18 protein-coding genes and 2 pseudogenes are annotated in these 22,472 nt (G+C 61.9%); 12 read left to right on the top strand and 8 right to left on the bottom strand.

Features of this window, described 5'->3' with window-relative positions; translation table 11 throughout:
* Nucleotides 1-39 precede the first annotated feature (39 nt).
* From OYT13_RS11780 to OYT13_RS11770, 3 genes are read left to right on the top strand one after another with little or no spacing between them, the layout of a single operon-like run.
* Nucleotides 40-1,437 (top strand): TolC family protein, encoded by a 1,398-nt coding sequence (locus OYT13_RS11780; RefSeq protein WP_026132045.1) that lies wholly within the window; start codon nucleotides 40-42, stop codon nucleotides 1,435-1,437.
* The gene (locus tag OYT13_RS11775; protein ID WP_017234502.1) at nucleotides 1,434-2,498 is read left to right on the top strand and encodes a hypothetical protein; all 1,065 of its coding nucleotides are present in this window, start codon (nucleotides 1,434-1,436) and stop codon (nucleotides 2,496-2,498) included. The genes OYT13_RS11780 and OYT13_RS11775 overlap by 4 nt, the downstream gene beginning before the upstream one ends.
* Nucleotides 2,499-2,537: 39 nt before the next feature.
* Nucleotides 2,538-5,657, top strand: a complete 3,120-nt coding sequence (locus tag OYT13_RS11770) for an efflux RND transporter permease subunit (protein WP_268567797.1) — start codon at nucleotides 2,538-2,540, stop codon at nucleotides 5,655-5,657.
* A gap of 76 nt (nucleotides 5,658-5,733) precedes the next feature.
* On the opposite strand, the gene OYT13_RS11765 is transcribed toward OYT13_RS11770, so the two are convergent.
* Nucleotides 5,734-6,978: an MFS transporter gene (locus OYT13_RS11765; RefSeq protein ID WP_026132046.1), complete on the bottom strand. Its 1,245-nt coding sequence runs from the start codon at nucleotides 6,976-6,978 to the stop codon at nucleotides 5,734-5,736.
* Nucleotides 6,979-7,832: 854 nt separating this feature from the next.
* Here OYT13_RS11765 and OYT13_RS11760 point away from each other — a divergent pair.
* The 5 genes from OYT13_RS11760 to OYT13_RS11740 all read left to right on the top strand — a co-directional run bounded on the left by OYT13_RS11760 (nucleotide 7,833) and on the right by OYT13_RS11740 (nucleotide 14,604).
* Nucleotides 7,833-8,201: a hypothetical protein gene (locus OYT13_RS11760; protein WP_017234506.1), complete on the top strand. Its 369-nt coding sequence runs from the start codon at nucleotides 7,833-7,835 to the stop codon at nucleotides 8,199-8,201.
* Nucleotides 8,202-8,288: 87 nt separating this feature from the next.
* Nucleotides 8,289-9,533 carry a TolC family protein gene (locus tag OYT13_RS11755; protein WP_017234507.1) on the top strand — a complete coding sequence of 415 codons (1,245 nt, stop codon included), beginning with the start codon at nucleotides 8,289-8,291 and terminating at the stop codon, nucleotides 9,531-9,533.
* Nucleotides 9,530-11,053: an efflux RND transporter periplasmic adaptor subunit gene (locus OYT13_RS11750; RefSeq protein ID WP_026132048.1), complete on the top strand. Its 1,524-nt coding sequence runs from the start codon at nucleotides 9,530-9,532 to the stop codon at nucleotides 11,051-11,053. The genes OYT13_RS11755 and OYT13_RS11750 overlap by 4 nt, the downstream gene beginning before the upstream one ends.
* Nucleotides 11,050-14,184: an efflux RND transporter permease subunit gene (locus OYT13_RS11745; protein WP_017234509.1), complete on the top strand. Its 3,135-nt coding sequence runs from the start codon at nucleotides 11,050-11,052 to the stop codon at nucleotides 14,182-14,184. The genes OYT13_RS11750 and OYT13_RS11745 overlap by 4 nt, the downstream gene beginning before the upstream one ends.
* Nucleotides 14,185-14,235: 51 nt before the next feature.
* Nucleotides 14,236-14,604: a copper-binding protein gene (locus OYT13_RS11740; RefSeq protein WP_017234510.1), complete on the top strand. Its 369-nt coding sequence runs from the start codon at nucleotides 14,236-14,238 to the stop codon at nucleotides 14,602-14,604.
* Nucleotides 14,605-15,352: 748 nt separating this feature from the next.
* Here the strand turns inward: OYT13_RS11740 and OYT13_RS11735 are convergent.
* The 7 genes from OYT13_RS11735 to OYT13_RS11705 all read right to left on the bottom strand — a co-directional run bounded on the left by OYT13_RS11735 (nucleotide 15,353) and on the right by OYT13_RS11705 (nucleotide 19,945).
* A complete protein-coding gene (locus tag OYT13_RS11735; RefSeq protein ID WP_017234511.1) occupies nucleotides 15,353-15,655 on the bottom strand; it encodes a P-II family nitrogen regulator in 303 nt (100 codons plus the stop codon).
* 39 nt (nucleotides 15,656-15,694) lie between these two features.
* Complete coding sequence (locus OYT13_RS11730) at nucleotides 15,695-17,311, bottom strand: multicopper oxidase family protein (protein ID WP_017234512.1); 1,617 nt, start codon at nucleotides 17,309-17,311, stop codon at nucleotides 15,695-15,697.
* 52 nt (nucleotides 17,312-17,363) lie between these two features.
* Entirely contained in the window at nucleotides 17,364-17,528 is a 165-nt protein-coding gene (locus OYT13_RS11725; protein ID WP_017234513.1) for a hypothetical protein, read from the bottom strand.
* 34 nt (nucleotides 17,529-17,562) lie between these two features.
* Nucleotides 17,563-18,528: a F510_1955 family glycosylhydrolase gene (locus tag OYT13_RS11720; protein WP_017234514.1), complete on the bottom strand. Its 966-nt coding sequence runs from the start codon at nucleotides 18,526-18,528 to the stop codon at nucleotides 17,563-17,565.
* Between the two features lie 65 nt (nucleotides 18,529-18,593).
* Complete coding sequence (locus OYT13_RS11715; protein ID WP_017234515.1) at nucleotides 18,594-18,845, bottom strand: DUF2933 domain-containing protein; 252 nt, start codon at nucleotides 18,843-18,845, stop codon at nucleotides 18,594-18,596.
* A gap of 159 nt (nucleotides 18,846-19,004) precedes the next feature.
* Complete coding sequence (locus OYT13_RS11710) at nucleotides 19,005-19,307, bottom strand: hypothetical protein (RefSeq protein WP_017234516.1); 303 nt, start codon at nucleotides 19,305-19,307, stop codon at nucleotides 19,005-19,007.
* Nucleotides 19,308-19,543: 236 nt separating this feature from the next.
* Nucleotides 19,544-19,945, bottom strand: coding sequence for a hypothetical protein (locus OYT13_RS11705; RefSeq protein WP_017234517.1), 402 nt, complete (start codon nucleotides 19,943-19,945; stop codon nucleotides 19,544-19,546).
* 278 nt (nucleotides 19,946-20,223) lie between these two features.
* Here OYT13_RS11705 and OYT13_RS25270 point away from each other — a divergent pair.
* The 4 genes and pseudogenes from OYT13_RS25270 to dmeF form a co-directional block, all read left to right on the top strand.
* Nucleotides 20,224-20,310 (top strand): annotated as a pseudogene (locus OYT13_RS25270) (hypothetical protein); the annotation flags it as partial.
* A gap of 120 nt (nucleotides 20,311-20,430) precedes the next feature.
* Entirely contained in the window at nucleotides 20,431-20,592 is a 162-nt protein-coding gene (locus tag OYT13_RS11700) for a hypothetical protein (RefSeq protein WP_232424654.1), read from the top strand.
* A gap of 299 nt (nucleotides 20,593-20,891) precedes the next feature.
* Nucleotides 20,892-21,164: a metal/formaldehyde-sensitive transcriptional repressor gene (locus OYT13_RS11695; RefSeq protein ID WP_017234519.1), complete on the top strand. Its 273-nt coding sequence runs from the start codon at nucleotides 20,892-20,894 to the stop codon at nucleotides 21,162-21,164.
* 6 nt (nucleotides 21,165-21,170) lie between these two features.
* Nucleotides 21,171-22,425, top strand: a pseudogene (gene dmeF, locus OYT13_RS11690) (CDF family Co(II)/Ni(II) efflux transporter DmeF).
* The last annotated feature ends 47 nt before the right edge of the window (nucleotides 22,426-22,472 follow it).

Here is a 22,472-nt window from a genome sequence, read left to right as displayed (position 1 = left end):
CCGCCCCATTGGGCAGCAACGAGACGCGAGGGTGCTGACGTGCGCCAAACACCGCTCATTCTTTTACTTTGTCTGGCAGGCTGCGCCACCTACCACGCGCAGCCAATCTCGCCGGCGAAGCTCGCGCACCAATTCGAGGTGCGCACGCTTTCCGATGAAGGCCTACGTGAATTCATGCGGCGCGAACTGGGCCGCGACGTCCCGCCATCATCCCAGGCTAGCTGGAATCTCCCAATGTTGACGCTGGCGGCGTGGTATTTCAGTCCGGAACTCCGCGTCGCACGCGCCCAGTGGGCGACAGCAAAAAGTGGAATCGACGTTGCCGACGCGCTGCCAAACCCCGTGTTGCAGTTGCCGTTCCAGCGCTCGTCGCCGAATCCTGGGCCTGGGACCGCCTACACGTGGGGCCTTGCGCTCGACATCCCCATAGAAACTGCCGGAAAGCGAGGCTATCGGGTCAAGCAGGCCGCACACCTTGCAGAATCCGCTCGGTTGAGCGTCATGAACACCGCTTGGAAAGTGCAGGCACGGGTGCGCGATACGCTGCTCGCGATATACGCCGCTCGTGAGAAGGCGACTTTGCTCTCGCGCAAGGCCGATGCCCTCCGGGAGATCGTCGCGATGGTGGAGAAGCGCCGTGCCGTCGGCGAAAACGCCGGACCGGACGTCGACGCTGCCATCGTAGCAGCCACGCAAGCACAAGCAGAGCTCGCGACAGTTCGCGGCGCGGAGCAGGGCGCTCGCGCGCAACTCGCCTCCGCCATCGGTGTTCCGACGCGATCGCTGGACGCTGTTCAGCTCGATCTCCAAATGTTCGGCATGATTCCGGCGGCACCGCCCGACGCCGATGTGCGTCAGGCGGCGATCCTCAATCGTCCGGATCTGCGCATGTCGCTTGCCGACTACGCCGCCGCCGAATCCGCGCTACAGCTTGAAGTGGCAAAGCAATATCCCGACATTCATTTGGGGCCTGGCTACACCTACGACACCGGCACACACAAAATCGCGTTCGGTCTCGCCGGTATCAACCTGCCGATCTTCAATCAAAACCAAGGCAGCATCGCTCAAGCCGAAGCGAATCGCAAGGAGGCGGCTGCGCGAACGGCAGCACTGCAAGACACGATACTCGGCGAGATCGACAGGGCGCTCGACCTCTATCAGGCGAACGTGGAAACGCTGCGCATCGAGGACGCGCGCCTCGCAGCAGCCCGCCGACGGCTTGACAGTACGGCCGCGGCGTTTGCGGCCGGGGATGCCGGCCGACTGACCTATGCACAGGCCCGTGCCGATTTCCAGACGAATCAGCTCGTCCGGCTCGATGCCGCCATCAGTGCCCAACAGGCGGCGGGTCGGCTCGAAGACGCCGTGCAGCGTCCTCTTACTGGCGACGCCCCCGCATTGAAGCCGTCTGTGACTGAAAAGGAGTTGCGCAAATGAAGCTACGTTGGATCATTCTCTGCGCCACGACGATCGCATTGGCAACTGGTGCCATCTGGTACGTCTATCGGACACTTTCCCTTCAGCCGTCGGCTGCCGGCACTGCCGTGAAGGACACTTCACAACCTTCCGTACGTACGGTCAACGGGGAAACCGTCGTCGTGGTTGCGCCGGATGCTCAACGCGCGAGCCATATCGAGGTGACATCGCTTATCGACGCGCCACGCGAACAGACGCGCCCGGCCTACGCGACAGTGCTTGATTTGCAGCCCCTTTTCGATTTGCGCAGCCGCTTCGCCGCCGCGCAAGCGGATCTCGACACGCTCACCGCGCAGGCGGACAATTCGCGCGACCAATATGCACGGAGTCGGACACTATTTGAAGATGATCAAAATGTGTCCCGCAAGTCCGTCTCAGATGCCAATGCCATGATGCGGGCGAACGACGCAAAACTGCGTTCCGCCAAGATCGCAGTGGCCGGACTCGGCGCGACGTTACGCCAGCAATTCGGCGAGGCGCTTGCCGCGGCTGCGCAGGCACCGACATCCCGCGTCATGGAGCATCTCCGGGCCGGGCAAGCGACTGTGCTGCGTGTCACGCTTCCGGCGGGCAACGGCACCGATGCCCCGCCACAGATTACCGTCGATTCGCCGGATGGCAAGACGTTGCCAGCGCAGCGACTCTCGGCGGCGCCGAGCACCGATCCTGCCCTTCAGGGCCAGCCTTGGCTTTACCTCGTCTCCCAGATGCTCCCGGCCGGCACGCGAACACTCGCCAATCTTCCTGCAACTGGCGCGGCGAAGGCGTCACTTGTCGTTCCGGGGGGCGCCGTTCTCTGGTATGGCGGACAGCGGTGGGCGTATGTCAAGACCGCGCCTGACAGCTTCACGCGCCGCTTCGTTCCCGGATCGGGCGACGGTGATCCCAGCGTGAGCCATACGCCGGGCTTCCACGCCGGTGATCAGGTCGTCATTCAAGGCGCGCAGTTGCTGCTTTCCGAAGAACTCAAGCCGCGAGGTATCGCCACCGTCTGCAAAGACCCTCCGGAGTGCGACGACTAATTCGCCCACCGCAACGCGCACCGACCGATACGTTCCCTCATGCTTAACGCGATCATTCGCTTTTCACTGCGCTTTCGAGGCGTCATTTACGCGCTGGCCGTCGTCGCGGCCGGTTATGGCGTTTATTCGCTCACGCGCGCGAAGCTCGACGTCTTTCCCGAGTTCGCTCCGCCGATGAGCATCGTGCAAACAGAAGCACCGGGCCTGACCAGCGAGCAAGTCGAGACGCTCGTGACACAGCGGCTGGAGAACGGTCTGGGCGGCCTTGTCGGACTCCAGTCGATGCGATCTAGGTCGATGCAGGGCCTGTCGGCCATCACGCTCGTATTCAACGAGCATACGAATGTGATGCAGGTCCGTCAGCTCGTGTCCGAGCGGGTCAATGAATTGGCCGCGACGCTACCGTCGGGCGTCCATCCGCCACGACTGTTGCCGCTGACGACGACGACAAGCGTTGTGCGAACGATTGGCCTGACATCCAACACGCGCTCACTTCAGGCGCTATACGATATCGCGCAGTGGACGTTGCGACCGCAACTCATGAGCGTTCCCGGTGTTGCCGATGCCATTGTTTTCGGTGGCCAGACCCGGCAGATGCAGATCCAGGTCGATCCGACCAAATTAATACGTTATGGGCTATCGATCCAGGACGTGGTCGCCGCCGCGAAAGCATCAACGGGAGTGAAGGGCGCCGGGTTCATCGAGGGGGACAACCAGCGTATCGCGGTGAACGCGGACGGTCAGATCGCCGAGCCGCAGACGCTGGCCAACGTGGTGCTGCATTGGAGCCATGGTGCTGCCGTCCGCATTGGGGACGTCGCCACCGTGGCGTGGGGCGCTGCGCCGGCGGTCGGCGCAGCATCGATCATGGCGCATCCCGGCGTAATGGTTGTTCTGGAAAGCCAATATGGCACCAATACGCTCGAGGTGACAAAAGGCATCGAGACATCGCTGGCGTCGATCAAGCCGATTCTCGCGAAGCAAGGCGTCGAGGTCAACGCCGAGGTATTCCGGCCCGCCAGCTTCATCGATGCGGCGCTGAGCCACCTCCGCACTGCGTTGCTCGTTGGCGCGGCGCTTGTGATCTCTGTCCTTTTCCTGTTCCTGCTCAATGTGCGCACGGCCGTCATTTCAGCGGTAGCGATTCCGCTGTCACTGCTCGTTGCGATTATCGTTCTGACCGCATTCGGCGTCAGTCTGAACACCATGACGCTCGGCGGGCTCGCGATCGCGCTGGGCGAAGTGGTCGACGACGCCATCATCGACGTTGAGAACATCTATCGGCGGCTGCGGCAGAATCAGACCCTCCCGACGCCGCAGCCGGCCTATCGCGTCGTGCTGCGCGCCTCGCTTGAAGTGCGCAGCGCCGTGGTGTTCGCGACGTTCATCGTGATGCTGATCTTCCTGCCGGTGCTGACGTTATCGGGTGTCGCTGGAAAATTGTTCGCGCCGCTTGGTATTGCGTACATCCTGGCCGTGCTCGCGTCGCTTGGCGTGGCACTCACCGTCACACCCGCGTTGGCCTTGGCGCTACTGGTAGGCGGGCCATTGCCACAGCATGAGCCGCGTCTGATTGCCCGCCTGAAGGCTCGTTATGCAGCGCTGCTCCTGACGGTCGAGCAGCACGTGAAGTCCGTGATGATCGCCGTTGGGCTGATGTGCGTCGTCGCGCTCGGATCGTTACCGCTTCTGAGCGGCAACTTCATCCCCGAACTTCGCGAAGGTCACTATATCGTGCACATGGGGCTTGCGCCCGGCACGTCGCTTGCAGAATCGATGCGCGTCGGCGCCCGAGTGTCGCAAGTGTTGATGAAGGTGCCCGGTGTTCGGTTGGTCGCACAACGGGCGGGGCGTGCCCATGGCGTCGTCGACCCGACCGGCGTTCAGCTTTCAGAATTCGAGGTCGATCTTGAGCCAATGAGCGCGACTGGCCAAAGCTGGGCCCTCTACCGCATCCAACAGGCACTCGCTCGCTTTCCGGGATTGACGACTTCGGTCAATACGTTTCTCGTTGAACGGATCGACGAGACGATATCGGGTGCGACGGCGCCTGTGGCCGTGAACGTGTTCGGCGACAATCTCGACGTCATCGACCGCAAGGCGCAGGAGATCGCTCAACTACTGGGTTCGATTCGTGGTGCGGCAAGCGTCCGGGTCGAATCTCCCCCGGACATTCCTGAGCTGGAAGTGAGGCTCAAACCCGAGTCATTGAGCCGCTGGGGCTTCCGGCCGCTCGACGTGCTCGACACCATCCAGGCGGCGAATGAGGGCACCACCGTCTCCCAGATCTACCGAGGCAGCCGAACATACGATGTCGTCGTCGTCCTGGCGCCATCGGCCAGGGCGACACCTGACGATATCGGTGCGCTGAAGTTGCGCAATCCGGATGGACTTGCCGTGTCGCTTCGAGACCTGGCGTCGATACGTCAGGTGTCGGGCCGGTATCAAATCACGCACGACAACGGTCGACGCATGCAAACCGTCTCAGTCAACCTCGGCAACCGGGCGGTCAGTGATTTCGTCAAGGAGGCGCAGGCGCGTGTGAGCCGGGAAATCAAGTTGCCGTCGGGAACGTATGCCGTGTTCACGGGCGAGAACGAAGCGCGTACACAATCTCAGCATGACCTGGTCGTGTACGGAGCGATTTCGCTCCTCGGCATTGCGATGCTGTTGTTTCTCGCGATGAAGAGTCGTCGAGGGGTGGTCCTGGTAATGATCAACCTGCCGTTTGCCTTGGTGGGTGGCGTCCTGAGCGTAGCGCTCACGGGCGGTACTCTGTCGTTAGGCGGCATGGTAGGTTTCGTGACGCTCTTCGGGATTTCGTTGCGCAACTCCATCATGCTGATCAGTCACTACGAACACCTGGTGCACGTGGATGGCCATACCTGGGGACCGGAGACCGCAGTGCAGGGCGCATCCGAACGGTTAATTCCGATCCTGATGACAGCGCTCGTGACAGCACTCGCGCTCGTGCCGCTCGCGCTGACCAGCGGTGCCGCTGGCAACGAGATTGAAGGGCCGATGGCCATCGTGATTCTCGGGGGGCTGGTTACGTCAACGGCACTGAACCTTCTCGTTTTACCCACACTTGCATTGCGATATGGCCGATTCGAACGCGATCTGCTTGCAAAACCTTCGGAGAACTCGCCGGGCATATAACCTGCGCGTACCCGCAATACGCCTCGTCTCGCATGCCGCTTTTTCGGCCGTTCATAGCCGTTCGCCCGTGTGTTGCTCACGAGGCACTCTTGACCAGGGTTTCTTTCATCCGCGCGACGACGATCACGCCGGACAAGAAGGTGAGTCCGGCGATCAGCCACACTGCAGCCGCCAAACCGAAGAAGTCGGCTGTGACACCAGCCAGGAGTGCACCGACTGCATAGCCCAGGTCGCGCCACAGCCGATACACACCCACGGCCGAGGCCCGCCAAGCAGGATGCGCCACGTCACCAATGGCGGCCAGCAACGTCGGATAGACCATCGCAGTGCCGACGCCCAAGAGTACGCCGCCCACACCGAAGCCCAGGAAGCCGTTGCTTGATGCCGTGATTGCAATGCCTGCCGCCTGCGTCCACATCCCCCAAGCGATCAACTGCTTGCGGCCAATGTGGTCGGACAGGGCTCCCGTGAAAATCTGCGTGATACCCCACACGGCAGGGTATATCGCTGCAAGCGTGCCGACCTGAGCAAGCGACATGCCTGCGGTAGCGAAGACCAGCGGAAATAGACCCCACGCCATGCCATCGTTGAGGTTATTCACCAACCCCGCCTGGCTGATGCTCGACAGATTGCGGTCGGTGAGCGAGGCGCGACGGAAGATTTCGCCTTGGGTGGGCAGCGCATCTTCATGTTCGGTGTGGTGCGCCTGCACTTCGTGTGCCACGTAGTGCCGGGTTTCGCCAACCGCCATAGCCGAGAGTGTCAAACCCGAGGCAACGTAGACGACACCCAGGTAGAACGGTTCCGGGCGCAGCCCGTAGCGGGCGGCCAGCCAGCCGGTGGCGAGCGCGCTGCCCGCCACGGCGAAATAGCCGGAAAATTCGTTGAGGCCCATCGCCAGGCCGCGTTGCTTGGGGCCAACTAGGTCGATCTTCATTATGACCGTGGTGGACCAGGTAAGGCCCTGACTGACGCCTAGCAAGACATTGGCAGCGACGATCCAGTTCCAATCGGGTGCCCACATCAGGACGAAAGGCACCGGCACGGCCACCAGCCACCCGGCGACCAGTATATGCTTGCGGCCGTACCGATCGGACAGTCGTCCTGCAAAGTAGTTGGTCAGCGCCTTGGCGATGCCGAAGACAACGATGAAGGAGAGAATTGCTGCCCGCGCCGCGACGTGAAATTCGTACGCGGCGATGGCCGGCAAAATGCTGCGCTCAAGTCCGACCATCGCCCCGACAAAGGCATTCACCAGCACGAGCAGCGAGAACTGGCCCAAGTTCTCGCGCAATCCGAGACGAATGTCAGATGTGTGCATGGGGCAGATCTCCAGGCTGAGGTTGAAGCGCAGCTTGTCGACGCCCACGAAAAACCACGGCCCTTCGCCGCGTCGCTTGCCCAGCCCCCCACAACCGAAAGAGTGGGAAAAGGGCCGACTCCTTGCTGGGGAATTGCGTGGAGAACATCGTCAGCGCCTCCGTCAGAACACCAGTACCTTGTCTGCCTCAGCTGTCCAGGCAGTCATTTAGCTCAAGGTGCTGCGGCGAGTTCCCTTGATAAGTTCATAGACGCTAATTCCTCGAGCGTCGAGACAAGTGCCGTACAGACCGCCGCCGCCCCCGACCGTGCACAGCATATCTCCCGCGTTCTAATAGTCCTCGGGAACATGCTGGCCTGACTTAGCACAGACCACTGCGCCTCCCATCAGGAACAGTCGGACCGTCCCACTTTCACGCTTGACCAGCGCTTTGGCGAGACGCAGAGCATTTTAGCTGTGTTCGCTCCCGTAGGCGGCATCATTGAGAATGAAAAAGGTTTGCATGGTGGCCTCCATAAGCGTTTCGATCGATGTTTGAGTTGCTTCGCGGCTTACTGAGTCGAGCTTTCGATGCGCAAACCGCCTGCGGCCCGTTCGCTGACGCCAGTACGGTCCTCAATGGCTCCCCCCGTCCCGCGTCGACGACCGACGCTATGCTGGCCGAGCGAATCGACGACCGGCTCGAGGAACTGGAGGACTATACCAAAGTCATGTGCGCCATCCTGGAGCAACTGCGACCTTTGGCAGCCCTGCGCGGTCGGTCGCCGGCAAGGCAGCGACTGACGCCACACCTGACTCTCGCCTTGGGTTTTCTAGGAGCGTATTGTCGCGCACAATGATTTATACTACCGGCCATGCGAATCATCCGCCTGCTTCTGCTCATCGTGCTGTCGCTAGCGCTGCCCACGGTTGGGCTGGCATCTGCGGGCTATATGGGTGAGTTCCAGATGCAGCAGGCGGCGGACGCGAGCATGACGGAGATGGCGATGCCGGTCGGCCATTGTGACGAAACCGCTACCAAAGTGGCCCAGCCCGGCAAACTCAAGGCCGGCACGCTCTGCAAGCTTGGTCAGGACTGCAAGATTGGCGCTGCCTATCATCCGACCAGCCCGGTCAAGCTGTTCCATCCATTGCCCGCTGCGCAGCGGGTTACGCCAGTGCCCACGCGAGCACTGCTTTCCCACGTCCCCGAAGGACTGTGGCGACCTCCCACTTCGCTTTGATTTCCTGACAGTATGATCCGCTGAGCGTGCGCTCGGCGGTCGCAGGCTGTGCGCACGCGCACGTTGTCTCGTCACGGAGTCAATAACATGTCCACGCGTTGGATGCTCATCCCCTTGCCCTTGTGTTTGGCAGGGGTGGCCGGCCTCGTCCAGGCCGCGCCCTTGACCTTTAGCGACGCGCTCAAGGTCGCCGAACAACAATCCCCGGCGCTGACGGCCAGTGCCGCCAACCTCCGATCGGCCCAGTCTGCGGCGATTCCGGCGGGCGCTTTACCGGATCCAAAGCTGATCGCAGGCGTCGAGAACTACCCGGTTTCCGGAGATACCCGCTGGGCACTGGAGCGCGACTTCATGACCATGCAGAAGATCGGCATCATGCAAGAGGTGCCCAATGGCGACAAGCGTCGCGCGCGCGTCGAAGTGGCCGATGCCCGTTCGGTGCTGGCCCAGAAGCAGCAGCAGGTCTCGCAGCTTGACGTGCGCCGAGGCACCGCGCTCGCTTGGCTCGATCGCTACTACCTGGAAAAAAAGCTGGCGCTGTTCGACCAGCTCGACCAGGAGAATCGCCTGCTGGCCGACACCGTGCGGGCTCAGGTCGCCTCCGGCAAAAGCCAACCGGCCGACGCCGTGATGGCCGAGCAGGAACAGGCCGACCTCGCGGATCGTCGTGACGGCCTGACACGCGATATCGCCATGGCAATCGCCTCATTGCGTCGTTACGTGGGCGCTGACGCGGATGATCCCTTGCCCGGCGACGCACCGGCGTTGGCGGTCGATCCAGAACGTTATCGGGCGCATCTGCATCATCACCCGGAAGTGGAACTGCTTGCCGCAAAGTCAGGCGAAGCCCGGGCCGAGTTGCATGAAGCGCAGGCGGAAAAAAAGCCCGACTGGGGCGTCGAGCTGGCCTACCAGCGTCGCGGCCCGCAGTTTGGCAACATGGTTTCGGTCCAGTTCACGATCGGCTTGCCGATTTTCTCGAAGAGCCGGCAAGACCCGATGATCGCCTCCAAGGCGGCCGATCTGGAGCGGGCCGACGCCGAGCGCGACGCCATGTTGCGCGATCACCTCAATGAGCTCGATAACGGCCTGGCCGAATACACGTCACTCACCCGCCAACTGGATCGCGTCAACCAGACGTGGCTACCGCTCGCCCGCCGAAAGGTCGACCTCCTCACGGCCGGCTATCGCAGCGGCAGGACCGACATGGGCACGGTACTCGCTGCCCGGCGCGATCTGATCGAGCGGCGCATGAAGGCAATCGATCTGGAAAACCAGCGCGCGCAGATCGCGGCCAAACTTTACTTCACGTATGGAGGGGACGAACAATGAAGCCACGTCACATAACACTTGGTGCATTGATTGTCTTGGTAGCCGCCGCCAGCGCCGGCGCAGGATACTGGTACGCGCTGCGTCATGCGGGCAGCGCTATGGGGAGTGCGCCCGCGGCCGCCGCCAATGGCGTGCCCACTCAAGGCGACGCCAATCGGAAAGTGCTCTATTGGTACGACCCGATGGTGCCGAACCAGCACTTCGACAAGCCCGGCAAATCGCCCTTCATGGACATGCAACTGACGCCGAAGTACGCAGGTGAAGGCGGCGATGCCGCGGGCGTTCAGATCGATTCGGGCGTGGCGCAAAATCTGGGCATCCGTCTGGCCCGGGTCGAGCAAGGCACGTTTGACGCACCGATCGATGCGGTGGCCAACGTGGTCTTCAATGACCGGGACGTGGCGGTGGTGCAAGCGCGCAGTGGCGGCTTTGTGCAACGCGTCTACGCCAGGGCGCCCGGGGACGTGATCGCGCAAGGCGCACCGCTTGCGGACTTGCTGGTGCCTGAATGGGGCGGTGCACAGGCCGAGTTCCTCGCGGTGCTCCGCACCGGTGACAAGGGCCTGGTCGACGCCGCGCGCGAAAGGCTCATGCTGCTCGGCATGCCCGCCGGGCTCATCGCCCGGGTCGAGCGCACGGGGGTGTCGCAATCGACGTTCACGATGACCTCGCCCATCGCCGGGGTTATCCAGTCGCTCGACGTGCGTCAAGGCATGAGCATTGCCGCCGGCATGACACTCGCGAAAATCAACGGATTGGCCACCGTCTGGCTCGAAGCGGCCGTGCCGGAATCCCAGGGTGGATTGGTCGCCGTTGGCCGCCTGGTGGAAGCCCGTCTGGCGGCGTATCCTGGCGAAACCTTCAAGGGCAAAGTCATCGCCGTATTGCCTGAAACCGATTCGGCCAGCCGGACCCTCAAGGTGCGGGTCGAGTTGCCTAATCGCGACGGGCGCCTGAAGCCCGGCATGTTCGCGCAGGTCCGCTTGCAGAATGGCGCGGCTAAGCCGGTTCTCACCATTCCAACCGAGGCGGTGATTCGCACGGGCGTGCGCAACGTCGTGATCGTCGCGCAGGACGGCGGCCGCTACGCGCCGGTAGAGGTCAAAGTCGGGCAAGAAGGTGCCGGCAAGACGGCGATTCTCGAGGGTCTGTCGGAAGGACAGAGCGTCGTCGTCTCCGGCCAGTTCCTGATCGACTCTGAGGCCAGCCTGCAGGGTGTCCTCACCCGCCTCGCGGGCGCCCCCGCCCAGGCCACGGTCCAGCCGGCAAGTGGCGCGAGCGCCCCCGCCGCGCTCAACGAAGCCACCGGCAAGGTGGAAAAACTCGAACACGGGCAAATCACGGTCTCGCACGGCCCGGTCAAGTCGCTCGGCTGGGGGCCGATGACGATGACGTTCAAGCTGTCCGACCCGTCCATGGCGACCGGCATCAAAGCGGGCGATACCGTGCATTTCGGCTTCGTCCCCAGCGGCGATGAGTTCGTCGTCAAGCAGTTGGAGAAGACAGGAGCCGGCTCATGATCGCGAGGCTGATCCACTGGTCGATCGTCAATCGCTTCCTGGTTCTGATGGCGACGCTCTTTGTTGCTGCCGCGGGCGTGTGGGCGGTCAAGACCACACCGGTCGACGCACTGCCGGACCTGTCGGACGTGCAGGTCATCATTCGTACCAGCTATCCGGGCCAAGCCCCACAGATCGTCGAAAACCAGGTGACCTATCCGCTGTCGACGACAATGCTGTCGGTGCCCGGTGCGAAAACGGTACGCGGCTATTCCTTCTTTGGCGATTCGTTCGTCTACGTCCTGTTCGAGGACGGCACGGACCTGTATTGGGCGCGCTCGCGCGTGCTTGAGTACCTGAACCAGGTGCAAGGCCGCCTGCCCGTCACGGCCAAGACCGCATTGGGACCGGATGCGACTGGCGTGGGCTGGATCTACGAGTACGCATTGATCGACAAAACGGGCCAGCACGACCTCGCCCAACTGCGCAGCCTGCAGGACTGGTTTTTGCGCTTTGAGTTGAAAAGCCTGCCCAACGTCGCTGAAGTTGCCTCCATTGGTGGCATGGTCAAGCAATACCAGGTCGTGCTCGACCCCATGAAACTGGCCGCCTACCATATCCCTCAGGCAAAGGTCATCGATGCCATCCAGAAGGCCAATCAGGAAACCGGGGGTTCGGTGCTCGAGCTGGCGGAGACCGAATACATGGTGCGCGCGACCGGCTATCTGAAATCGCTCGACGATTTCCGCAACATTCCGCTGAACGTCTCGGCCACCGGAGTTCCGGTCAAGCTTGGCGATGTAGCTACCATTCAGGTTGGCCCCGAAATGCGGCGTGGCATCGCCGAATTAAACGGGCAAGGAGAAACCGCCGGCGGCGTGATCATCCTGCGCTCGGGCAAGAACGCTCGCGAAACCATCGCCGCGGTCAAGGACAAGCTCGCCGAGCTGCAAAAAAGCCTGCCTGCCGGGGTCGAGATCGTGCCGACCTACGACCGCAGCAAGCTGATCGACCGCTCGATCGACAACCTCAAGCACAAGCTGATTGAAGAGTTCATCGTCGTGGCACTGGTTTGTGCGGTGTTCCTGTGGCATTTGCGCTCGGCTCTGGTGGCGATCATTTCACTGCCCCTTGGCGTGCTGATCGCGTTCATCGTCATGCGCTATCAGGGCATTAACGCCAACATCATGTCGCTTGGCGGCATCGCCATTGCGATCGGTGCGATGGTCGATGCGGCGGTGGTGATGATCGAGAACGCGCATAAGAAGATTGAGATGTGGACGCACGAGCATCCCGGCGAGTCCCTCAAAGGCAGCGCGCATTGGACCGTGATCGGCGAAGCGGCCGCAGAAGTCGGGCCGGCGCTGTTCTTCAGCCTGCTCATCATCACCTTGTCGTTCATTCCGGTGTTCACACTCGAGTCGCAGGAGGGGCGCTTGTTCGGCCCGCTCGCCTTCACGAAGACCTACGCGATGGCAGGCGCTGCGCTGCTTTCGATCACACTGATCCCGATTCTGATGGGCTACTGGATACGGGGGCGCATCCCGGACGAGACGCGAAACCCGCTCAATCGTGCGCTCATCCGTATGTATCGCCCGCTCCTCGACTGGGTGCTGGTGCGGCCGAAACTCACCTTGGTGATCGCTATGCTGGCGCTCTTGACCACCGCGTGGCCGATCAGCCGCCTGGGCGGCGAGTTCATGCCGCCGCTCGATGAGGGCGATTTATTGTACATGCCCTCGGCACTGCCGGGGCTATCTGCGGCAAAGGCGGCGGAGTTGCTGCAGCAGACCGATCGTCTGATCAAGACGGTGCCCGAAGTCCAGAGTGTGTTCGGCAAGGCGGGGCGTGCGGAGAGTGCGACGGACCCGGCGCCCATGGAAATGTTCGAGACCACCATCCAGTTCAAGCCACGCGATCAGTGGCGCCCTGGCATGACGCCGGCCAAGCTGGTCGATGAACTCGACCGGGTCGTGAAGATCCCTGGCCTGTCCAATATCTGGGTGCCACCGATCCGCAATCGCATCGACATGCTGGCCACCGGCATCAAAAGTCCGATTGGCGTGAAGATCTCCGGGACGAACCTGGCCGAGATAGATCGCGTCGCGCAAGACGTCGAGCGGGCTGCGAAAACGGTGTCGGGTGTGAGCTCCGCGCTGGCGGAGCGCTTGACGGGCGGGCGGTATGTCGACGTCAACATCGACCGCGCGGCCGCGGCGCGCTACGGCCTGAACGTGGCCGACGTGCAGGCAATTGTGTCCTCGGCCATCGGCGGGGAGAACGTCGGGCAAACCGTGGAGGGGCTCGCGCGCTATCCGATCAACGTGCGCTATCCGCGCGAGATTCGCGATTCGCTCGAGGGACTGCGCAATCTGCCGATCCTCACCGACGCCGGTCAACAGATTACGCTGGGGACAGTTGCCAAGATCGATGTCAGCGATGGCCCGCCGATGATCAAGACGGAAAACGCCCGGCTCTCGGGCTGGGTCTACGTCGATGTGCGCGGCCGGGATCTGGCGTCGGTCGCGGGCGACTTGCGCGCAACAGTGGCGCGGGAGGTCAAGCTCGAACCCGGCATGAGCATTGCCTATTCCGGTCAGTTCGAATACCTGGAGCGCGCCGCCGCACGCCTCAAGCTGGTCGTGCCCGCGACGCTGGTGATCATCTTTGTGCTGCTCTTCATGACCTTCAGTCGCTTTGACGAGGCTGCCCTGATCATGACGACGCTGCCCTTCGCCCTAGTGGGCGGCATCTGGGTTCTCTATCTGCTCGGCTACAACATGTCGGTGGCCACCGGCATCGGCTTCATCGCGCTCTCGGGCGTCTCCGCCGAGTTTGGCGTGGTCATGCTGCTGTATTTGAAGCAGGCCATCGCGGCAAGGCAAGCATTGGGCGTCACGTTGACTGCAGAGAGCCTGGACGACGCCATCCGCGAGGGGGCGGTCTTGCGGGTGCGCCCCAAGGCGATGACGGTCGCCGTCATTCTCGCCGGCCTGATCCCGATTCTGTTGGGCAGCGGCACCGGCTCGGAGGTCATGAGCCGGATCGCGGCGCCCATGGTGGGCGGCATGATCACCGCGCCGCTCCTGTCAATGTTCGTGATCCCGGCGGCCTTCCGGCTCATGCGTGGCCGGAATCATCGCCGGACGTAGTTCCCTTGCCCGAAAGGGTGTTTTTCTCACTATGTGTAAAAGGAGTCTGTCATGTTCAAAACGATCAGTGCAATGCTCACCTGTGTCGCCCTCGGCGCCTCCCTGCCGGCCATGGCCGCCGGCGCGGCCGATATGAAGCCCATGAGTGGCATGAGCCAGATGGGAGGCATGAAGGCAGACAAGTCTGCTGCGGTCACCGCAACGGGCACCGGCGTGGTCAAGGCTGTCGACAAGCAAGGGGGCAGCGTGACGCTGGCCCATGGGCCGATCAATGCGTTGGGCTGGGGGCCCATGACCATGGGCTTCAAGGTGGCCGATGCCAAACTACTCAATGGCGTTTCGGTCGGCCAGAAGGTCGACTTCACTCTGGTGTCGAAGGACGATGTCCAGACCGTGACAGCGATCCGAGCCGCGAAATAATGCATTGATGCGGGTGGGTGCCGCGACGATCGGCTGGCACCGGCGTCGCACTCCGCTCGTTGCGGCCGGGTCGGAATTCCAAGGAGCGAATGATGGGAACGAGTATCTTCTTCGGGGAATCGGTGATCGCCGCGTTTGGCGCGGGCGTGATCGCCCTGTTTGCACCGTGTGCATTTCGGTCATGCTGCCGGCGTATTTCGACAGTTCCTTCCAGAACCGTCGCAAGCTGGTGGCGATGAGCTTGGGGGTATCGCCACGGTCATCCTGCCGCTCGTGATGGGTGGCCGTGGCCCTGCGCCGTCTGTTGGTCACGCAGCAAACGCCGCTCTAACTGATTGGCGGCGGGCTGATGCTGGCGATGGCGGCCTTCACGTTGTTGGGCGGCAAGCTGCATCTGGGGGGACTGTTCGGAACCGGGATCGGCCAGGGCCGCGACAGCTTACTTGAGCGAGGCCATTTCCTCGGGCGTGCGACGCACGACCAGACCTGCAGCCCGCGGCAACTCACTGTCATGCGTTCGCCAGGCCGCCGCGCACCGATGTCAGCTTCGACCGGCGCGCCACCCGCTCTGGCGCGCGCCGGCGGCTCCATTGATGCCCCGAACTGCACGAGCGTCGCGACCCCGCTGATCCCCCGGCGGTCGCGATCAGCTATGTGCGGCATCCCGCGTCGGGGCGTTTTTCCTGATCGTCATGCATGGCAAATTCAGGGCGGGATGCGGGCCAAGCCCGCCCCGTCCACCGCAGTCTTACGGTGTCCGGATATGAAAGAAGTCCTCAACGGGAAAGACCGCCACGATACCCGTGCCCGGCACGTCGGAGTGCGCCACCTCCCGGATCGCGTCGGTGATGGCCTTGACGTCGGCTTCGTCGGCAAAAATCTCGAGCTTGATGTGCTCGCTCATCCAGTCGCTCGCGAAGACGTTCGCGTAATGGCCATACCCCTTTACTGTGGTCGCAGTGAGCCCGGGCACATGAACGGCCGCGAGGCGCCTCTCCAGTGGCTCCAGCACATCGTCTCGAACAATGGCAATCACATATCTGAAGCTCATGATCTTCTCCTCGACAAAGAAACCCCAACCCGGCAAGACCTAGGACGTCTTGATCAAATAGTTACGCATCAACCCCACATCCTCGTGCTCCAGCATATGGCAGTGGTAGAGGAACAGCCCGGGGTAGCCGTCAAAGTCGAGCAGCAGCCGGATACGCTCTCCGGGCATCACCAATACGGTGTCCTTCCAGCCGTCGTCCACGTAACCGCCCGCCACGGAATTTCTCGCTGACGCATAACCGGGGCGTACGGCACGCCCGACGACGCGGAACTGCAGGCCATGGACGTGCATGGCATGCGCCATCGACATGACTTCCTCATTGCGGAACTCCCAGAGTTCCGCAGTAGCGTGATGCACAGTTTCGTCTGGCGCGACGCCGTCCATTTCGAAACGGCGACCGTTAATGCCCCACGTCATCATGCCCATCGTGACGTTGAAAATCCTGGGATTGGCTGCATTGACGGCACGCTGCGGTTGCGCCTCTGGGAGCGCTGCCAATCGCTTTGGCAAGCGCGGTTTTTCCGATACTGTCCTCACCACGCGGACTTTCGCGACCGGGAAGGATGCTCCGTTGGGTAGCGATGTGCCACTCATCATGTCGCCCATCGCCATATCCCCGTGGAATGACAGGCTACGCAGTGTCAGTTCGCGGCCGACCGGGTATAGGGCAAAATCAACCCACACATCGATGCGCTCCGCAGGTGCCAGCGTCACATAGTGGCGGGCAAGCGGCTGTTGCAACAATCCGCCATCGGTGCCAATGACCGCAAGCGGCGATCCGTCGTTCCATGCCAGCTTGAAGATGCGTGCGTTCGAGGCATTCACCAGGCGTAAGCGATAGGCGCGGGCCGCGACCGGCAGTTCGAAGTCGGGTCTGCCGTTGACAAGAATGCGATCACCCAGAAAACCCATCATCTGCCGCGCGGTGGCCATCATGCCGCGACCATTCCTCATTCCGCCCCCCATCATGTCACCCATCCCGCCCATCATGTCGCCGCCCGCGCCACTGAGATAAACGAGTTGGTTATCGCCATCAAAGTCACGGTCTTGCAGCACGAGCGGTACATCGTAAGGGCCGCTGGGTAGGCCGAGCGTGGCTTCCTCGTCGTCGCTCACGATCAACAGTCCAGCCAGACCGTAGTAGATCTGGGCGCCGGTGCGGCCATCGGGGTGCGCGTGGAACCAATACGTGCCGGCGCGATTGCGTACCTCGAACTCGTACACATAGTGCTCGCCGGGCGCGATCGCATACCGGGGATGGCCGTCCATGGTGTCGGGCACGGACAGGCCGTGCCAATGGATGGTGGTGGCTTCGGGTAACTGGTTGATCAGGTCGATGCGTACCTTCTGGCCGCGTCGCACCCGCAGGATCGGCAGGTAGCTGCCGGGCAAGCGTTCGAAGGCATGCGGATCCCCCTTGAGGACGACGCCGTCATAGCGCCAGACGGCGGTTTGCTGCCCCGGCAGGATCGCGACTTGGTCCCGCTTTGCCCGTAGCTGAACATGAAGGTCGGCAGTGAACGGGCGCTGCCCAACCGATTCCAGCGGGCTTGCCGTTCCGGATAACCGTAGTCCCGCGGTGCCGATCGTGAAGATCGCTCCCGATAGCGTCGCGCGAAGGAGTTCACGTCGCGACGTGTCGATGCCATTGCACATATTGAGCCTCCTTGCACTGCAGCCCTGACCAGGGCCGGCGGTATGAGCGCCGCTAGCGTCGGGGTATGACGCCGCCACCCATATAACAGCTGCCGATGTCGTGCATCATGCCAGTGTGCATCACCCACATGCCCGCCACGCCAAGCACGGCGATCAAGCCAATGACCGCTAGAACGATTAGCACAATGTCGAATACCGAAATCTTGTCCAGTAGCATGTTCACTCCTCGGTCCAGCGGCTGCCGTCGCCGCTCATTGCGTTTGCCCTTCCTTGGCGATCTGCTTCCATGTACGGCCCCGATCCTCTGACAGGTAGACGTTGCGTTTGAATGTCGCGATCGCGATTTCGCCGTGCTTGGCTGGATTTTGGGCGATGAAGGCCACCGCGTCATCCGTCAGCGGCGGCAACGTCACTTCCTGGGGATCTTTGCCGTCTCGCCAGTTGATGCGCGTCAAGGCGGGCTTGCCGGCATAGTGGCTATACCAGAGATGCGTCCCGTCCAAATCGAACCATGCCGCAAGCGCTTGCCCGCCTTGCAGTTGGCGCAAATGGTCGGCGGCGTCTTCCGAGATATACAGACCCTGATCCGTGGTCACGGCGACCACGCGGGAAATGGTCGGATGAATCGCCAGACCGTTGACGTCGCCCGCCAAGCCCTTGGCGGCCGCTGCAATCCATTGCATGCCATCAGACTGCGTGTAGTAGATGCCCGGCTGTTTCATCCGGTCATTCGGGCGCTGGTTGAAGACATACACCGTGTTCGTCCCATAGCTCGTCGCCATGGTGTGGAAATCCGCCTGTCCTTCAAGGCCGAGCTTTTTCCAGGTGCGGCCGCCGTCCTGGCTCTTGAGCAGCCCGAACGGATTGTTCAGCTTGGTCCCCGGCGCAGCATGACCACTACTGTATAGCGCGTCGCGCGTTGCCGAGAACCCCATGTAGTCGTGCGGCGGACCTTCAGCCTTCAACCAGTGCCCATTGCTGTAGATCGCCAATCCGACGTGACTCGGGATGAGGATCTTGGTACCGTCCGTGCTATACGAAAGCCCGTGGACATGCATCAGATAGACGGTTTCCGCCGGGGCGCTCACACCATTCGGTGCGTGTCCCCCCGGGGCCTGGGGCGCTGCCGTGGCTACCGGCAAGCTGCCGTTTGCCATCGCAGCCAGAGCGATGACTTGGGCGAGCGCGGTCATCCGCGGGCGAATTTTGCGCTTCATCTTGTTCTCCGTGGTTCTGGGGCGCTCACCGCATCGCGGTGAAGGCGTTTGTCATTAGGATGCGCTCATTTCTCCAGGTTTTTTTGCGTCACGGACTTGGTGGCCTGCCCGGTCTCGGCTTTCTCATCGTGCGCCTGGTTGTGCGAACCCATGCCGCGCATCATGAAAAACATCGAGAGTGGGCACAGCAGGACTAACAGAAACGGCGCGATGCCAAGCACCAGGGCATGGAATTGCGGTAGGGCAAAATAGGCGGCCACCAGCACCACGCCCATCACCAGGGCGAGGTTGATCATCGTCTTGCGGCTGCAGTTCATTTGTCTCTCCTTGCGCCCGATCGCTTAGCGTCTTGCGGGTGGCCATGCGGGGCTGCCCACGGACTGCGGTCGTGCCAATCGAGCTTATGAAATCACTTTGGGCGCCGGCATCGAACTCGGGGGTGCGATGCCGGCGGCGGTCAAATCAGATCGAGTCGACTACTGTCCTCGGTAAAGTTGTTTGAGGTCGGCGGGCGCCGGCGCCGGAGATTCCGCACTTGCCATGCCGTGCATCGTGGTGCTGCCTTGTGACATCCCCATCGCGCCGGAGTGCATGTCCATCGGCATGCTCTTCATCATTTCTTGGCACTGCGCCATCATTTGTTGCGGGTCGACCGGGGCAGTCTTGGCCTGCGCGACCTGGCGCTGCCGTTGGGTCACGTCCAAGTCGGGGCCTGCGAAAGCGGCCGTGGCCGACGCAAGGGCCACAAGGCCCAGGAGCAAAACGGATGTTTTCTTCATGCTCTGTCTCTCCAAAATTCTCAAATTGCGGCACGAGCCCATGCGAAGGTAAGTGGCTCGTTATCCGGTTCGGCATTACGTGCCGAGCAACCGCTAAGCAGCTGGGTGGGCGATCGCGAGCAATTCGCGATGCGCGGCGCCAGCGGGCCTGAAAGGTGATCGCCGGCAATCACTCAAAAGAGAGTTCTCGCGACCACAGATGCCTGTGACGCGCGAATGAGGCCAAGGTGAGCGGATCAGCTCCGGAAACAGCAATAGCGAATGGACAGAGGGGGAGAGGTGACGCGAGCGAGCTCGGGGCGGGCGAGCGACGAGGAACTGGCCTGCGAGGCCGCTACCCGGGGGATCGGGAACACACGCGCGGGGCCAGGTGCAACGGGATGATCAAGGTCCGTCGACGTATCGACAGACTGCTTGCCGACATCGCCTTGCGCTTGACACAGCCCCACTTGGGCCGCGTCGCGTTGGGCGCAACCCGACGTGGCAAACGTGAAGTCGTTCATCGACTGTTCGGTCGACGCCATCGAAGCGTGCGGACAAGCGTAGGCGGCGACGGCGAGCTGCATGAACAGCATGCTCCACAGCACCACGAGGGCTGTCACTACCTGCTTTACGTAACTTGCGTGACGCGTTTTCATTGTTCTCGACTGTATTGCGACCTGGCGGCCACGCGCGTGGGCGTGTGGTTCAGTGTCGGAACGCCATTCGCCATGGCCAAACCTCCCGCTCAAGGCGATGCAATGACGGGTCAAGCCCTGTCGTCAGTGGCGCGGTACGTTTCAAATGTAGTCCTTCCTATAGTTGTAATGTCAAGCGGATTTTTCGCATGATTTGCGAGCGCACCCAAAAAACAGGTTGACCGTCCTACCGTGGGAATTTCTAAGCTGAAATCGTTCCAGTACGGTGGGGGGGCATCATGGCCAGAATCGATCCGGTCTGCGGGATGACCGTGGAGGAGCGTACCGCGGCGGGCCACACGTCGCACCGGGGCGTCACCTACTACTTCTGTTCGACAAGCTGTCAGCAACGCTTTGAGGCGGACCCTGGTAAATATGCCGCACGCGCCCCCGTCACCAGTGCCGGGGACATAGCGAAACAGCCCGCTGAGGCATACACGTGCCCCATGCATCCTGAAGTAAGACAGGCGGAGCCCGAGGTCTGTTCCACGTACGGCATGGCGCTGGAACCCAACGAGGCCATTGCCGTGGAAGAAAGCCCGGAACTGGCCGACATGACGCGGCGCTTCCGGGTGAGCGCTGCGCTGGTGTTGTGCCCGTATTCCTGATGACCATGGGCGCGGACCTCCGGCCGGACGCCTCGGCGCAACTGATTTCTCCGCGCGCCTTGCAGTGGCTGGAATTCGCGTTGGCAACGCCGGCAGTGCTGTGGGGCGGGTGGCCGCTGTTTGTGCGCAGTTGGCGTTCGCTGGTCAACCGCAGCCAATATGTTCACACTCATCGCCTTGGGCATGGGGGTTTTGCCTGAGGCTATGGCACGGTCGGCGGGCGAATATCTCGGCATTGCACAAACGCGCATCGTCACAATGTTAGTATAACCCCCTAGAGTATTTTAAGGGGGAGTGCGATGAGTCATACCGTGCGCAAAAAGAAGCAACTGCTTAACCGAGTCCGGCGGATCAAGGGCCAGATTGAGGCTATCGAGCGCGCGCTCGACGAGGAGCGCGGGTGCATGGACGTGCTACAGCAAATCACAAGTTGTCGCGGCGCCATGAATGGACTGCTCGCCGTGGTTCTCGAAGACCATATTCGAACGCATCTGGTTGACGCAGAACACGCCGACGAGCGTGGCAGTGGAACTGAGCAACTGATCGACGTCGTTCACAGCTATTTCAAATGAACAATTATGAGCAACTTTGAAGATTCCACGTTCGACGCGGGACACGACCACATCTTCTTGGGCGCGGCCCACGAAGACAACGAGCGCCGAACCTGGATGGTGATCGCTCTATGCAGCGCGATGATGGTTGTCGAGATTGTCGGCGGCAGTCTGTTCGGCTCACTGGCCCTCGTCGCCGACGGCTTGCATTTGTCAACGTACGCTGGCGCGATGCTTATCGCCGCGTTGGCGTACACGCACGCTCGCAGGCATGCTGCCGATCGCCGCTTTGTATTTGGCACAGGAAAGTTGGGAGATCTCGCGGGCTTTTCCAGCGCCATCGTACTCGCCATGATCGCGATACTGATCGCATACGAGGCCGTTAAACGCTTCTTTTTCCCGGTGCCCATCCACTTCGATCAGGCGATTCCTATCGCGATTCTCGGCCTGCTGGTTAACCTCGCAAGTGTGTGGCTGCTCAGCGGCGATCACCACGGACATGACCACGGCCTTGGACACGCTCATGGCGGCGAAGCGAAGCACATCCTCAGCGGCGCCACTGAGTTTGCCGTAACGATTTTCGAGGTTGGTGTGCCCCCAGTATTTCGCATCACGCCGATAGACGGATCATCACAACTGATCGCAGAGGCCGTTTCGGTAAATACTGTGCGCCCCGATGGGAGGTCCCAAACTTTCGTGTTTGTAGACCGTGGCGAGTATCTGGAGTCAACGGAGAGTATCCCCGAACCGCATGCTTTCCAGGCAGTAATCCGCCTACCTGATGGCGAACACCGCGTCGAATTCGAAGAGCACGCTCACCGTCTTGGCGACTCACCTGCTGCGGCACACCGTGATCACAACATTCGCTCTGCGTACGTTCACGTCATTGCCGATGCCGCTGTTTCCGTGCTGGCAATCATCGGGCTGCTGCTGGCCCGCGCGCTCGGTTGGCTCTGGATGGACCCGCTTGCTGGCGTGATTGGTGCCCTGGTAATTGCGAATTGGTCTTGGGGTCTAATGCGAGACACAGGGGCCATTCTGCTTGACATGAACCCAGACCAGCGACTGTCCAACGAGGTACGTCGACTTATAGAGAACAAGGGCGACAAGGTCGTGGACCTGCATGTGTGGCGCCTCGGCCCGGAACATATGGGCGCAATTGTTTCGATAGCCACTCGTCGCGCCGCGCGCACGCGCGATGTTCTATCGCGCTGCACTCAGGCACTTGAACGAACTCTCGCATCTAACCGTCGAGGTCCACGTGTCGCGAGCGGCGAGCTGACGCAAAAGTTGTCGGTTGGCTTCGAGCGCGTTGTTTGCCCTCAGGAA

This window comes from Pandoraea sp. XJJ-1 (assembly GCF_026802345.1).
Taxonomy (GTDB): Bacteria; Pseudomonadota; Gammaproteobacteria; order Burkholderiales; family Burkholderiaceae; genus Pandoraea; species Pandoraea cepalis.
Note: the sequence above shows the minus strand (reverse complement) of the source record. Positions and strands in the feature narration are given on the sequence as shown.

Excerpts from the sequence above, each read along its gene's own strand:
- OYT13_RS11775 (WP_017234502.1), top strand. The coding sequence starts at position 1,434 with ATGAAGCTACGTTGGATCATTCTCTGCGCCACGACGATCGCATTGGCA.
- OYT13_RS11770 (WP_268567797.1), top strand. The coding sequence starts at position 2,538 with ATGCTTAACGCGATCATTCGCTTTTCACTGCGCTTTCGAGGCGTCATT.
- OYT13_RS11765 (WP_026132046.1), bottom strand. The coding sequence starts at position 6,978 with ATGCACACATCTGACATTCGTCTCGGATTGCGCGAGAACTTGGGCCAG.
- OYT13_RS11760 (WP_017234506.1), top strand. The coding sequence starts at position 7,833 with ATGCGAATCATCCGCCTGCTTCTGCTCATCGTGCTGTCGCTAGCGCTG.
- OYT13_RS11755 (WP_017234507.1), top strand. The coding sequence starts at position 8,289 with ATGTCCACGCGTTGGATGCTCATCCCCTTGCCCTTGTGTTTGGCAGGG.
- OYT13_RS11750 (WP_026132048.1), top strand. The coding sequence starts at position 9,530 with ATGAAGCCACGTCACATAACACTTGGTGCATTGATTGTCTTGGTAGCC.
- OYT13_RS11745 (WP_017234509.1), top strand. The coding sequence starts at position 11,050 with ATGATCGCGAGGCTGATCCACTGGTCGATCGTCAATCGCTTCCTGGTT.
- OYT13_RS11740 (WP_017234510.1), top strand. The coding sequence starts at position 14,236 with ATGTTCAAAACGATCAGTGCAATGCTCACCTGTGTCGCCCTCGGCGCC.
- OYT13_RS11735 (WP_017234511.1), bottom strand. The coding sequence starts at position 15,655 with ATGAGCTTCAGATATGTGATTGCCATTGTTCGAGACGATGTGCTGGAG.
- OYT13_RS11730 (WP_017234512.1), bottom strand. The coding sequence starts at position 17,311 with ATGTGCAATGGCATCGACACGTCGCGACGTGAACTCCTTCGCGCGACG.
- OYT13_RS11725 (WP_017234513.1), bottom strand. The coding sequence starts at position 17,528 with ATGCTACTGGACAAGATTTCGGTATTCGACATTGTGCTAATCGTTCTA.
- OYT13_RS11720 (WP_017234514.1), bottom strand. The coding sequence starts at position 18,528 with ATGAAGCGCAAAATTCGCCCGCGGATGACCGCGCTCGCCCAAGTCATC.
- OYT13_RS11715 (WP_017234515.1), bottom strand. The coding sequence starts at position 18,845 with ATGAACTGCAGCCGCAAGACGATGATCAACCTCGCCCTGGTGATGGGC.
- OYT13_RS11710 (WP_017234516.1), bottom strand. The coding sequence starts at position 19,307 with ATGAAGAAAACATCCGTTTTGCTCCTGGGCCTTGTGGCCCTTGCGTCG.
- OYT13_RS11705 (WP_017234517.1), bottom strand. The coding sequence starts at position 19,945 with ATGAAAACGCGTCACGCAAGTTACGTAAAGCAGGTAGTGACAGCCCTC.
- OYT13_RS11700 (WP_232424654.1), top strand. The coding sequence starts at position 20,431 with ATGCATCCTGAAGTAAGACAGGCGGAGCCCGAGGTCTGTTCCACGTAC.
- OYT13_RS11695 (WP_017234519.1), top strand. The coding sequence starts at position 20,892 with ATGAGTCATACCGTGCGCAAAAAGAAGCAACTGCTTAACCGAGTCCGG.